Here is a 12,210-nt window from a genome sequence, read left to right on the forward strand (position 1 = left end):
GTCAGGCGGCGCGCGCCACCCGCCATGCTTCGGCGATCTCGCTCAGGCTGTCCGCGGCGGCGCGGAACGGGGCGGGATCGGTGCCGATCGACGCATCGACCACCGTCTTGCGAACGCCCCCGTAGAACCGCGCCAGCGTGACGGACACCTCCCCGCCTTTTTCATAGTCCAGCCCCGCCTCGAGTGCGAACAGGATCGCGGTGGCGCGTGTCACGCGTTCGCTCTTGACCGTCAGGCGCCCGTTTTCCACCGCCCATGCGGCGGCGCGCAGCGCGGCGATAAGTTCTTCGTACAGCAACTGGACGAGCCCCGGGCCCTGCGCCTCCGCGGTGCGACCGACGACGTCGATCTGGCGATAGGTGGCATAGGGGTTGCCGGCGAGAGCGGTCGCGTAGGCCATCAGTTGCTCTTGTTCCACGCCTTGATCTGGTTATCCATGAACGTCTGCGTCGCCTTGTAGGCGGATACGCGCGCGTTCATGCTGGCGAACTGCTGGGTCAGCCGCTGCGTCATCGCGTCGGATTGGCGCGACAGATCGGCCTGCTGATCGGCCAGGTCCTTTTGCGCATTGGTGTAGGTGTTGGTCGACGCGCCGAGCCCCGTCGTCGTGCTCGCGGCCGCGAACGACATCTGCTGGATCGTCGAAGACAGGCCGATGGCATTGGCGGTGGTCGGCGCGAAGATGGCGGCGATGGCGTCGGGATAATTCGACATCGCCTGCTGCAAAACACTGGAATTGACCGTAAGCGTCCCGTCGCGGTTCGTTGCGAGGCCGATCTGCGCGAGTGTCGCGGGCACGCCGCTGCCCGCGTTCGGGACGAGCGAGCGGGTGGTGAGCTGCTGGAGCGCGGTCAGCATCGTCCGCGCGGCCGGATCGCCTTTCAGCTTGCCGTCGACGGGGTCGAGGTCGGTCTGCAGCTGGCCGTAGATTTCGTTGTAATAACTGACGAAGTTGTTGACCGCATCGGTCAGCGCCGCGGTCGGACGCTGGATGCCCAGCGTCGTCGTGCCCGTACCGGCGAGGTCGAGCTTCACGCCGCTGACGAGATCGCTGATCGAATTGGTGGAGCGCTGCACGGTGATGCCGTCGACGGTCAGCGAGGCGTTGGCGGCGGTGCCGGTCAGCGCCGTCGGCGCGCCGGTGCCGACGTTGAACTGCGCAAGCTTGCCCGAAGGATCGGACGAGGCAGCGAGCGTGAACGCCTGCGCCGCGCCGGTCGCGCCCTTCAACGACAGATAGGCCTTGCCGTCCGCATCGGTCACGACCGCAGCGCTGACACCCGCGTTCGCGCCGTTGATCGCCGCGGCGACGCCGTCCAGGCTGGCGTTGGTGACGGTGATCGATACCGCCGGGCTGCTGCCCGCGGTGAAGCCGGTCATCTGCGTCCCATCGGCCGAATAGGTGGCGGTGCCCAGCGTCAGCGTGAACGTGCCCGATCCGATCGTGGCGGTCCGGTCCGCGATCGCGGTCGTCGTACGCGCGCCCTGCGCCGTCGCCAGCGCGTTCACCGTGATCTTCGACGACAGCGCACCGACGCTCGCACCCGGCAGGGCGCTGGCGTTGAGCACGCCCGTCACCGAACTCGTCGGCTGCGTCTGCAGCGTACCGCCGGTGGCAAGCGAGGTCATCACCGACGACAATGTCGTCATCGTACTCTTGAGGTCGGAGACGGCGGAAATCTGCGCGGTCAGCGCGTCGTTCTTGGCGCTGAGCGCCGCGGTTTTCGTCGCGAACTGCGCCTGAACCAGCGCCGGCACCAGCGTCGCGGTATCGATCCCCGACCCCGCGTCGAGCGATGTCAGCAGCGACTGCGCCGCGTTCGCCACCACGCTCTGCGACGTTTGGGCCGGCGTCGGGGTGGGCGTCGGAGTCGCCGTGCTGGTGGTGCTGGTCGTGGTGGTCATCGCGAACTCCGGCTTCCCCCTGATAAACGGTCGAAGACGCCGCCTTTTTAACGGATTTTGACGCCGTTCTCGTCGAAGCGCGCGCTTTCGGGCACGTCGATCGGCGGCTGGCTGCCGCCGGCCGCGGCGTTGAGGTTGAAGACGAAGGCGAGCACCGTCGCGATCGCGGTGTAGAGGTCGTCGCGCACCTCCTGCCCCTCCTTGGCGGTGTAATAGACCGCGCGGGCGAGCATCGGATATTCGAGCACGGGGACCTGCGCCTCCGCCGCCACCTCGCGGATCGCGAGCGCGGTGACGCCGCGCCCCTTGGCGACGACGACGGGCACCTGGTCCTTGCCGCGGTCGTAACGCAGCGCGACCGCGAAATGCGTCGGGTTGGTCAGCACGACATGCGCCTCGCTCACCGCCTTGCGCACGCTGCGCGTCGCCATCTGGCGCTGCATCGCGCGCATATGGCCCTTCGCCTCCGGATTGCCCTCGCTCTCCTTGTGCTCGTCCTTGATCTCCTGCTTCGTCATGCGCAGCTTGCGCAGGAGCTGCAGGATCTGCAGCGGCACGTCGAACAGCGCGATGGCGACGAGGCCCATCGCCATCGCGATCATGATCCCGGTGAACGTGCCGCCCAGTTCATCGAGCGCGGTGCCCAGATCGGACGACGACAGGCCCAACGTCGCCCGGCTCGACTTCCACAGCATGTAGCCGCCGATCGTGCCGAGCAGGATCACCTTGAGCAGGGATTTGCCCAGCTCGATCCACCCGTTCATCCCGAAGATGCGCTTCAGGCCGGACGCCGGATTGATGCGATTGGCCTGCGGCGCCAGCTTCTTGCCGTGGAAGCTCAGCGAGCCGAGCCCGGCCGAACTCGCCACCGTCGCAAGGACGGAGACGACCGCGAGCGAGGCGAGTGAGGGCAGCAGCTTCCACCCGGCCTCCGCCAGCGGGCGCCAGGGCGAGAAATCCTCGACGTCGCCGCGGTCGAAGCGGAAGCTCGCCGCCATCACCGCCTTGCACGCATTGATGAGCTGCGGACCGAAGAACAGCAGCCAGCCGACGCCCGCCAGCACGACGAGCGCGGTGGCGAGATCCTTCGAATGAACGGCATCGCCATCCTCCGCCGCCTTCTGCTTGCGGCGCTGGGTTGGGGCTTCTGTCTTTTCCTCCGACATCAGCCCTCCACCAGCCCTTGCGTGGCGGCGAGCGCCTCGCGGATGATGACGAGCATATAGTCGCCCATCGCGGGGAAGGCGACGGCGAGCGCGATCACCCCGACCGCGAGGCTGGCGGGCAGGCCGACCGAGAAGAGGTTGAGCGCGGGCGCGGCGCGGCTGACCATGCCGACGATGATGTTGAGGCAGAGCAGCAGGAAGCCGACGGGCAGCGCGAGCAGCATGCCCGCGAGGAACGCGTAGCTGCCGAACAGCGCGACCTGTTTCAGCCGGTCGGGCGCGAGCCAGGTGCCCGGCGGCATCGTCTCGTAGCTTTTCACCAGCAGCTCGACGAGGACGAGATGGCCGTCGACCGACAGGAACAGCAAGGTCAGCATGATGCTGAAGAACTGGCCGAGCGCGGGCGTGCTGCGGCCGTTCTGGGGATCGATGGTATTGGCGAAGCCCAGGCCCATCGACCCGCCGATGATTTCGGCAGCGATCATCGGCGCGGAAAAGGCGATCTGGAGCACGAAGCCGATCGCGAGCCCGACCAGCGCCTCCGCCGCGACGGCAAGGACGGTCGCGACCGCGAAAATCTGTGCCGGGGGGGCGACCGGGTGGACCGCGAGCACGAAGATGCCGATCGCGCCGGACAGAGAGACGCGCACGGGCAGCGGGATCGACACCGCGCCGAACACGGGCGCGACGACGAACGCCGCGCCGATGCGGATCATGACGAAGACGAGCGCCCAGAGTTTGGGCTCGATGGAAAGACCGAAGCCTAGCATGTCGCAGCCTGCGAGAGCGCGCATGCTGCGCGCCACGCAGGCAAGCCCGGCCGACGGGTCGGCAGCGCCGAACCCGATCGACGCGGCTTTGCCGCGGCGCCGCCAACGTCAACGTGCATGTCCCGCCGCGGCAAAGCCGCGTCGTCGGTCGTCGGCGATGCCGACGCCGGCCGGGCTTGTCCGCGTGCCGCGCGAAGCGCGCGGTCTCGCGGCCTGCGCCTCACTTCACCAGATCCGGGATGCGTTCGAACATCGCCACGGTGAAATCGCTGAGCAGCCCCATGATGAGGCTGCCGAAGATCAGGATCGACACCGCGACGACGAGCAATTTGGGGACGAAGGTCAGCGTCTGTTCGTTGATCGACGTCGCCGCCTGCACCATGCCCAGGATCAGCCCGGCGAGCAGCGCGGGGATCAGGATCGGCGCGCTGGCGAGCGCCAGCACCCACATCGTCTGGTTGGCGAGGGTCAGGAAATAATCGGCGTCCATGGTGCGTCCTGGTGTTCCGTGCCGGCCCGCGGGCCGGCGCCCCCTCAAGTGGCGAAACTGTTGGCGAGGCTGCCCATCGTCAGCGCCCAGCCGTCGACGAGGACGAACAGGAGCAGCTTGAACGGCAGCGAGATGATCGTCGGCGACAGCATCGCCATGCCCAGCGCCATCAGCACGGTGGCGACGACGAGGTCGATGACGATGAAGGGCAGGAAGACGAGGAAGCCGATCTGGAACGCGGTCTTCAGCTCGCTGGTGACGAAGGCGGGCAGCAGCACCGAGAAGGGGATGTCCTTCGGGTTCGCATAGGGGCCGCTCTTCGCCATCTGCGCGAACAGCGTCACGTCCTTGATCCGCGTCTGCTTCACCATGAAATCGTGCAGCGGCGCGCCGGCGCGCTCGATCATCTGCGTGCCCGCGAGCTGGCCGGCGGCATAGGGCTGGATCGCCTGCGTGTTCATCTGGCTGATCGTCGGCGCCATCACGAACAGCGACAGGAAGAGGGCAAGGCCGATCAGCACCTGGTTCGGCGGTGTCTGCTGCAGCCCGAGCGCCTGGCGCAGCACCGCGAGCACGATGACGATCCGCGTGAAGCTCGTCATCATCAGGAGGATGCCCGGCAGGATCGTCAGCAGGCCCATGATGATGAGGACCTGAAGCGATAGCGACAGCGGCGCCGACTGGCTGTTGCCGCCGCCCGCACCGCTGCTGAGCTGACCGAGCGCGCGGTCGACCGCGTCGCCGACGCCGGGCGCGGGCGCCGCAGGCGTGGCTTGCGCGAAGGCGGGCGCGGCGATCAGGATCGCGAGGAGCAAGGCCAGCGCGACCCACAGCCACTTGGCGCCGGTGGCGGCACGGCGCGGCGCGACGCGCTGCTGGAAGAGGGCCGGCCCGGTGCCGCGGCGGGTGACGGTGACACTCACGCGACCGGGCCTTCGGCCTTGTCGACCAGCGCGACGCCGCCGCGGCCGACCGAGACGAGCAGGCGCTTGCCCTCGAAATCGAGCACTGCGAGCCGCAGGCCCGGCGAGATCATCATCGTCTCGCGCACCGCGATGAGGCGCGTCGACGGCTTGCCCGGCATCCGCGATTCGAGACGGCGCCAGAGGTAGAGGCAACCGATCATCAGGCCGCAGACCAGCGGCAGCAGGATGACGAGCTTCAGGATATAGGACCAGAGCATCGGCGGGGCCTTCAGCGCGCGGCGGCGGTTTTGTCGGGCGAGACGAGTTCGGTCATGCGCACGCCGAAGCGGTCGCCGACCGTCACCACCTCGCCGCGGCCGATCAGCGTGCCGTTGACGAAGACGTCGAGCAGCTCGTTCGCCTGGCGATCGAGTTCGATGACGCTCGATTCGCCGAGCGCGAGTAGCTCGCGCAGCGTCAGCTGCGTCGAGCCGATCTCGACCGTCAGCTTGACGTCGACATCCTGCAACAGGCGGAAATTGGCCGCCACCGACTGGTCGACGGGGAAACCGCCGGTCATGTCGTTCATCGTTCCTGTCCTTGATCGAGATCGGGTTCGCCGCCGGCGGGCATGCCGTCGAGGTGCGCGATATGGGTGAGGCGGACGGCGGCATGGCCGTTGGCGGTGCCGACGGTGCCGCGGCCGAGCAGATCGGCGCCGACCATCACCGGCACTTCGGGGCCGAAGCTGATCGGAATGACGTCGCCTTCCTTGAGGGTCATCAGCCGCGACAGCGGCACGACCGGTTCGGCGAGCACCGAGCGGATCGGGAAGCGCACGCCCATCGCCGCGCGCGTCAGCTGCGTGCGCCACGCGGGGTCGGCCTCTGCCTTGGCGAGCACCTTGCCGGTCAGCGTCGGCGCATGTGGCTTCAGCGCGGTGACGGGGTAGAGGATGTCGATGAACACCGGCTTCGCCTCGCCCACCGCCAGGCCGAAGCGCGTGACGATCATCGCGTCCTCGGCATCGACGGACAGCATCGCGGGCGACATTTCGACGCGGCCCGGCGTGAAGTCGATCCGCGCGAGCGGTTCCCAGGCGGCGCGCAACGGCGCGACGAGCAGGTCGCCGAGGCGGCCGACCATCGCTTCCGCGGCGGGCGAGAATTCGGCCGGCGTGACGAGCGGCGCGGCGCCCGTGCCGCCGAAGAACAGGTCGAGCAGTTCGAGCACGAACACGCCGTCGAGCACGCACAGGCCGATGCCGCCCGGCGGCACCATCGCGAGCGGCAGCCACGCGGTCAGCCCGTCGGGCCGCTCCGCGCGATAATCGGCGAACCGCTGCACGACGAGCGGTTCGGCCCAGGTGCGCGCCTCGCGACGCAGCATCGGTTCGAACAGGCCGCGCAGCGAGCGGGCAAAGCGCGCCGACAGATGCTGCAGCGTGTGCAGGTCGCCGAACGGATTGAGCTTCGCCATGCCGAGCACCGCCGCATGCGCGGCGGGAGCGCGGTCCCGCGTGCGTCGATCGGAGGTTGCGTCGGCGTTAACCATGCCGTCACTGAACAACGAAACTGGTAAAGTAAACGTTACTGACCCCGCCGAATCCCTCCTTTTGCTGCAGAACCGCATTGATCGCCTTGGCCAGGCGCCCCTGCAGCTGCTGCTTGCCGTCGCTGGTGAAGATCTGGTCCTCCGGCGTATCGCCGAGCGCGAGCAGCACCGCGGAGCGGACCGCGATGTCGTTGGTCTTCAGATTCTCGATGACCGTATCGTCATAGGGGGTTGAGATGGCGAGCCCGACCTGGACGATATGTACCGAATCCTTGAGGTTCGAGGTGAACGACGGGTCCATCGTGTAGTAATTGGACGCATAGCGGTCGCCCGCGCCGCCGCTCGGCACGTGCGCCCCGCCGCCGGCGCTGCTGCCGCCGCTCTCGCCGCCGCCATGACCACCTTCGCCGCCTTCACCGCCCGCCTTGGGGCGCTTCTGTTCGGACTTGGGGACCAGCTTGGGACCGTGATCCTCTTCCTTCGCAGCGCCGTGGCCGCCGATCAGGCCGCTGCTGCCGGCATAGACGCCCGCGCCGATGCCGCCGCCGAGGAGGACGAGCACGCCCAGCCCCATCACGATGATCTTCATCTTGCCGCCCTTCTTCTTCTGCGGCGCTGCGTCGTCGGGTTTGTCGCTCATCGTGGATCAATCCTTGAAGACAATGGGTGTCAGGCGAGGCGACCGGCCGCGGCGGCCTGTGCCTCATCGGGGGTGGGTGCGCGCGGCGCGGCGCGATTGGGCAGCGTGCCGCTCTGCGGCTGGCGCGGCGGCTGGCGCTGGTGCTGCCCCTCGCCGGCCTGGGCCGAGGCGTTGCGCGGCTGGTCCGACGCGGCGCGCGATTCGGCCTGGCGCGCGGGGTCGGACTGGTTGTGCGGCTGGTCGGACGGGTCGCGGGACGGATCGTTCGACGCGCCCGAACCGGCGGTCACCGCCGTGTCGCCCAGCCGGATGCCGCGATCCTCCGCTGCCTGCGCGAGACGCGGCTGCGCCTCCTGCAACAGGCTGCGCGTCGCGGCCTGGTCGGCGGTGAAGTGGACGTGGAGCGTATCGCCGTCGCGGCGCAGCGCGATATCGATCGTGCCGAGCGCGTCGGGGACGAGGCGGATGCGCGTGCTGTTCGCATCGGCGGCATCGCGCAGCGTCTCGATATGGTCGATCATCGCGCCGGGCCAGCGATCCTGCCGCATGTCGAGGATGGGCCGGCCGGCGTCCGTCGCGAGCGCGGGCGTCGCGGTCTGCACCAAGGTCGCGGCGGCCGGCATGGCGGCGTCGGGCGCGGGCGCCTCCTCGCGGATCTGCGCGGCATGGATCGCCGCACCGAACACCTGCGCGGCGGGTGCGGTCAGGCCGGCCGCGGGCAGCGGCGCGGGCTGCGCGACCGGCGCCAGTGCGACCGCCTGAACCCGGGTGCCGGCGATCTCGCGTACGAACGCGGCGCGGCGCGGTTCCGGTGCGGGGACTGCGCTCTGCGTCGGGCCGTCCACGGGCACTGCCGCAGTACCGGCGAGTGCCTGGGGCGCGGCGGTGGCCTGCGTCGTCGGGGCGGCCGGGGCGGTCGGCGTGACGGCGGCGGGCGTGAGGACGGGTATATCGGCGCTCTGCGTCGGTGCAGGGGTCGCGCGCGGGGGCGTGGGAATGGTAGCCGTGGGGATATCCGCGGCTGCTGCGGGGGCGATGTCGCGCGTCGCAATGGGGGCCCGTGACGGCATGGCGTCTTGTGGTATTGCAACTGCGCTATCGACGGCGTGCGTCGTCGGTGCCGCGGCGGGGATCGGGCTGGTGCCGCGGCGTATGGGTGCGGCGCGGCCGTCGCGCGAGCCGGCGACCGCCTGGGGCTGTGCGGCGTGGACGATCATCGGCATCGCGGCATCACGCGATGCCGACGCGATGGTCGCGGGCGCTGCGGCCGTTACGGGGATTGTAGCCGGATCGGTCCGTTGCACGGGTACGTTCCGCGGCGTCTCGGTATGAGGCGTGGCGGGAGTTGGGGGTGCGACGGGCGTCGTCACCGGTGCGTCGAGGGCGGCAGGCGGCATGGCCACGGCCATCGCGGGCGCCGCGATGCTATCGGCGCGCAACGATGCCATCGCCGGCACCGCATCGGTTTCCGGCGCGTCGGGGCGGCGGGCGGTGGGGGCGGCTGGAGCCGAAGCGGTCCGGGGAGCGGGGGTGCCGGTGGCCTCCATCGGGGCGATCGCCGCCGCCGGGGGCATCGCGCGATCCCGGATGCGGTTCGGAGCGGCAGGCGCCGCCGCGGATGCCGTCGTCGGCGGGGCAGCCGGGACGTCCGCTCCGGGCAGCGGCGTCGGGGGCACGATCTCCGCCATCTGCGACGGCGCGGCAGCGGCGGGCGCCTGCGCTGGCTCTTGCGGCTCTCCTTCGGCAACAGCTGCCTCGGCGGGATGGGAAACCGTGGCGGCAGCCGCACGCTGGCGAACGGCCGCGCCAGTCGCACGTGCGCCGGCGTCGTGATGGGGACGCGGCGACGCATCGGGCGCCTGTCGGTCGCTGGCCACGACCATGGTATTCGCACCCGGCGGGGCGGCATCGACCGGCGGGCGCGGCGCAGCCGTCGTCGGCGTCGGGACCGGCGTCAGGACTGACAGCGGCGCGGCATTGTCTTGCGCGGCGGGCTCGTCCTGCCGCGCGGGGTCGCCCTCCGGCGCTGCCGGCAGCCTGTCGTCGGGCGTGCGCGTCGCATCGCCGATGACCCCGGCACGGCGCGGGGCACCGGGCTGCGCAGACGTGCGACGGGGGACGTCCAGCGTCTTGCGCGCGGTCTTTGCGGGCGGCGTTTCGCCCCGGGGCGTTGCGACGGCGACGGGCGTATCGGGCTTCGCCGGATCGTCTGCGGCAACCGGCGCCGGCGCCGGCGTCGGCAGCGCAACGGCGATCGCGCTCGCGGATACGGAGGCACGGACGATTGTCGCCACCGGCGCGGGGCGGATGGGCCGTGGATCCGCGGTCACGACGACGGGCACCGGCGTGGTGGTCGGCAGGGGGGACGGATCGATCGCGACGGGCGTGGCGGTTTCGGCATCGGACGTGCCGGACGGCGCATCCCCGGCCGTCGTCGCCGGTGCCTGCACGATCGCGTCGGTGGGCGACGGCACTGCCGGCGCGGGCGCGGGCGGTCCTGCATCGGCCGCGCGGATCGGCACGGTTGCGATCGGGACGGCAGGGGCCGGCATCATCGCCGCGGGCGCGGCTCCCTTTGCCGGCGCGATGGCGAGCGGCGCCACGGCCGCAGGGCCCGGCACGACCGACACCGACGCCGCGGCGGGCATGACCGCCATCGGCGCGGGGACTGCGATATTCACGGCCGGCAACCAGGCGAGGGCGGGATCGACCGCGGCGGCAATTGCCGCCTGCCCCGGCAAGAGGTTGCCGGTCGTGCCGGCCGCGACGGGCGTCACGTTCGCGACGGGCGCGACCGGCGCGGCCGGATCGACCACCATCGCATCGACGCCGCCGCCGCCGATCGCGAGCATCGACAGGCCGAATGCCGCGCCGTCGCCCGCGCCTGCGCCCGCCGCGGCATGGCCGGGGGTCGTCGTTCGCAGGGCGGCGGTGGGCTGGATCATCGTCACACTCTTCATCGGGGCCGGCAGGCACCGGGCCCGCCTGTCGTTCCGACGCAAAGCAAGAGGCGTGCCGTTTTAGGCGGCGTCGTCCCCGGCGGGCGTGCGACGCCCCGTCGGCGGTGCCTCTTCCAGTGCGCGCATCGCCTTCGCCAAGCCGGCGATCCGCGCGCGTTCGAGCAGCTTTTCGACCGCGGTCTGGTCGCGCTTGGCGGATCGCGTCGCCTCCGCGGCGTGCAGGGTATGTTGCTCGGCCATCTCGACGCGCGCCTGCGCCGCGGTCGCCGACTGGTGCAGCCGTTCGCGGAAATGCGCCTGTGCCAGCATCGCGGCGCCGCCGGTCTGGCTGGTCACCGGCGCGACCGCATCGGCCAGCGCCTGGATGCGTCCCGCCAGATGCCGCTCGTTGGCGTGCTTTTCGTGCGCGCGCATCTCGTCGGCGCGCACCAGACCCAGTTGCAGCGTGCGCACCCGGTGGATGCGTTGCAGCTTCTTCGCGTCAGCCACCGAAGACGCCGGTCAGTTCGGCGATGGCGTCGTCCAGCGACACCGTCTCGTCCGCGGCCTGCTTGATATATTCCATCACCACCGGGTGGCAGGCGATGGCGGCGTCGATCGCCGGGTCCGCGCCCGCACGATACGCGCCCATCAGCACCAGGTCGCGATTCTCCTCGTAGGTCGCCAGGTGCCGGCGCAGGACGCGCGCGGCGCGCAGATGATCGGCGCCGGTGATGTCGGTCATCACGCGGCTGACGGAGGGGCCGATGTCGATCGCGGGATAGACGCCGCGCTCCGCGAGGTGGCGGTTGAGCACGATATGCCCGTCGAGGATCGAGCGGGCGGAGTCGACGACCGGGTCGTTGCCGTCGTCGCCGTCGGCGAGCACGGTGTAGATCGCGGTAATCGATCCGCCGGTGGTCACGTCGGTGCCCGCGCGCTCGATCAGATTGGGCAGCATCGCAATGGCGGAGGGCGGATAGCCGCGCGCGGAGGCGGGCTCGCCCAGCGCCAGCCCGATCTCGCGCCCGGCGTGCGCGACGCGGGTCAGGCTGTCCATGATGAGCAGCACCTTCTTGCCCTCGGCGCGAAAGGCTTCGGCAATGGCGGTGGCGCGCAAGGCGCCGCGGATGCGCAGCACGGGGGAATGGTTGGCTGGCACCGCGACCACGACGGAGCGCGCGCGGGCAGCGCCGGCGACCTTCGTCTCGAGGAAATCGGCGACCTCGCGGGAGCGTTCGCCGATCAGCCCGATGACGATGACGTCGGCCTTCGCCGCCTTCACCATCATGCCGAGCAGCACCGATTTGCCGACGCCCGAGCCCGCCATGATGCCGACGCGCTGACCCTGGCCGATCGTCAGCAGGCCGTTGATCGCGCGCACGCCGACGTCGAGCGGCTGGAGCACGCGGCCGCGGTCGAGCGGCGATTGCAGCTTGCCGGCGAGCGGCCATTTGGCGGCACCGCGGATCGGGCCGAGGCCGTCGATCGGGCGACCCGCGCCATCGACGACGCGGCCGAGCAGGGCCTCGCCCACCTCCGCCTCGCCCGGGGGGCCGATCGGGCGCACCGGCGCCTTGGGCAGCAGCGGCGCGGGGCCGCCGAGGTTCATCAGCAACGTGCGACTGCCGCGAAAGCCGATCACCTCGGCTTCGACCTTGCTGTCGCCATGGCCGCCGATCTCGCAGACGGTGCCGACCGGCAACGACAGGCCGACCGCCTCCATCAACAACCCGTCGTAGGAGGCGAGGCGGCCCGACACCTTGGGCGCGGGGCGGAAATCGGCGATGCCGAGCTGGTCGAGATAATCGGCCGTGAAGCGGTTGAGCATGGCGGCGGAC

The 12,210-nt window shown here is 70.6% G+C and carries 13 protein-coding genes; all 13 read right to left on the reverse strand.

What is annotated here, in order from left to right; all coding sequences use genetic code 11:
- Window position 1: 1 nt before the first annotated feature.
- Window positions 2–400 carry a flagellar export chaperone FliS gene (fliS, locus tag DM480_RS07100; protein ID WP_115378206.1) on the reverse strand — a complete coding sequence of 133 codons (399 nt, stop codon included), beginning with the start codon at window positions 398–400 and terminating at the stop codon, window positions 2–4.
- Complete coding sequence (fliD, locus tag DM480_RS07105) at window positions 400–1,905, reverse strand: flagellar filament capping protein FliD (protein ID WP_115378207.1); 1,506 nt, start codon at window positions 1,903–1,905, stop codon at window positions 400–402. Before fliD ends, fliS begins: the two co-directional genes overlap by 1 nt.
- A gap of 47 nt (window positions 1,906–1,952) precedes the next feature.
- Window positions 1,953–3,071 carry a flagellar type III secretion system protein FlhB gene (gene flhB, locus DM480_RS07110; RefSeq protein WP_115378208.1) on the reverse strand — a complete coding sequence of 373 codons (1,119 nt, stop codon included), beginning with the start codon at window positions 3,069–3,071 and terminating at the stop codon, window positions 1,953–1,955.
- Window positions 3,071–3,841, reverse strand: coding sequence for a flagellar biosynthetic protein FliR (gene fliR / locus DM480_RS07115; RefSeq protein WP_115380972.1), 771 nt, complete (start codon window positions 3,839–3,841; stop codon window positions 3,071–3,073). The genes flhB and fliR overlap by 1 nt, the downstream gene beginning before the upstream one ends.
- Window positions 3,842–4,061: 220 nt before the next feature.
- Complete coding sequence (gene fliQ / locus DM480_RS07120; RefSeq protein ID WP_115378209.1) at window positions 4,062–4,331, reverse strand: flagellar biosynthesis protein FliQ; 270 nt, start codon at window positions 4,329–4,331, stop codon at window positions 4,062–4,064.
- 44 nt (window positions 4,332–4,375) lie between these two features.
- A complete protein-coding gene (fliP, locus tag DM480_RS07125; protein WP_115378210.1) occupies window positions 4,376–5,254 on the reverse strand; it encodes a flagellar type III secretion system pore protein FliP in 879 nt (292 codons plus the stop codon).
- Entirely contained in the window at window positions 5,251–5,514 is a 264-nt protein-coding gene (locus tag DM480_RS07130) for a flagellar biosynthetic protein FliO (RefSeq protein WP_115378211.1), read from the reverse strand. Before DM480_RS07130 ends, fliP begins: the two co-directional genes overlap by 4 nt.
- A gap of 11 nt (window positions 5,515–5,525) precedes the next feature.
- A complete protein-coding gene (fliN, locus tag DM480_RS07135) occupies window positions 5,526–5,825 on the reverse strand; it encodes a flagellar motor switch protein FliN (protein WP_115378212.1) in 300 nt (99 codons plus the stop codon).
- Entirely contained in the window at window positions 5,822–6,790 is a 969-nt protein-coding gene (locus DM480_RS07140; RefSeq protein WP_115378213.1) for a flagellar motor switch protein FliM, read from the reverse strand. The genes fliN and DM480_RS07140 overlap by 4 nt, the downstream gene beginning before the upstream one ends.
- 4 nt (window positions 6,791–6,794) lie before the next feature.
- Entirely contained in the window at window positions 6,795–7,430 is a 636-nt protein-coding gene (locus DM480_RS07145; RefSeq protein WP_115378214.1) for a flagellar basal body-associated FliL family protein, read from the reverse strand.
- Between the two features lie 29 nt (window positions 7,431–7,459).
- Window positions 7,460–10,375, reverse strand: a complete 2,916-nt coding sequence (locus DM480_RS07150; protein WP_115378215.1) for a flagellar hook-length control protein FliK — start codon at window positions 10,373–10,375, stop codon at window positions 7,460–7,462.
- 75 nt (window positions 10,376–10,450) lie between these two features.
- Window positions 10,451–10,879 (reverse strand): hypothetical protein, encoded by a 429-nt coding sequence (locus DM480_RS07155; protein ID WP_115378216.1) that lies wholly within the window; start codon window positions 10,877–10,879, stop codon window positions 10,451–10,453.
- Window positions 10,872–12,200, reverse strand: coding sequence for a FliI/YscN family ATPase (locus DM480_RS07160; protein ID WP_115378217.1), 1,329 nt, complete (start codon window positions 12,198–12,200; stop codon window positions 10,872–10,874). The genes DM480_RS07155 and DM480_RS07160 overlap by 8 nt, the downstream gene beginning before the upstream one ends.
- Window positions 12,201–12,210: the final 10 nt, after the last annotated feature.

Source organism: Sphingomonas sp. FARSPH (genome assembly GCF_003355005.1).
Taxonomy (GTDB): Bacteria; Pseudomonadota; Alphaproteobacteria; order Sphingomonadales; family Sphingomonadaceae; genus Sphingomonas.

Excerpts from the sequence above, each read along its gene's own strand:
- fliS (WP_115378206.1), bottom strand. The coding sequence starts at position 400 with ATGGCCTACGCGACCGCTCTCGCCGGCAACCCCTATGCCACCTATCGC.
- fliD (WP_115378207.1), bottom strand. The coding sequence starts at position 1,905 with ATGACCACCACGACCAGCACCACCAGCACGGCGACTCCGACGCCCACC.
- flhB (WP_115378208.1), bottom strand. The coding sequence starts at position 3,071 with ATGTCGGAGGAAAAGACAGAAGCCCCAACCCAGCGCCGCAAGCAGAAG.
- fliR (WP_115380972.1), bottom strand. The coding sequence starts at position 3,841 with ATGCTAGGCTTCGGTCTTTCCATCGAGCCCAAACTCTGGGCGCTCGTC.
- fliQ (WP_115378209.1), bottom strand. The coding sequence starts at position 4,331 with ATGGACGCCGATTATTTCCTGACCCTCGCCAACCAGACGATGTGGGTG.
- DM480_RS07130 (WP_115378211.1), bottom strand. The coding sequence starts at position 5,514 with ATGCTCTGGTCCTATATCCTGAAGCTCGTCATCCTGCTGCCGCTGGTC.
- fliN (WP_115378212.1), bottom strand. The coding sequence starts at position 5,825 with ATGAACGACATGACCGGCGGTTTCCCCGTCGACCAGTCGGTGGCGGCC.
- DM480_RS07140 (WP_115378213.1), bottom strand. The coding sequence starts at position 6,790 with ATGGTTAACGCCGACGCAACCTCCGATCGACGCACGCGGGACCGCGCT.
- DM480_RS07145 (WP_115378214.1), bottom strand. The coding sequence starts at position 7,430 with ATGAGCGACAAACCCGACGACGCAGCGCCGCAGAAGAAGAAGGGCGGC.
- DM480_RS07150 (WP_115378215.1), bottom strand. The coding sequence starts at position 10,375 with ATGATCCAGCCCACCGCCGCCCTGCGAACGACGACCCCCGGCCATGCC.
- DM480_RS07160 (WP_115378217.1), bottom strand. The coding sequence starts at position 12,200 with ATGCTCAACCGCTTCACGGCCGATTATCTCGACCAGCTCGGCATCGCC.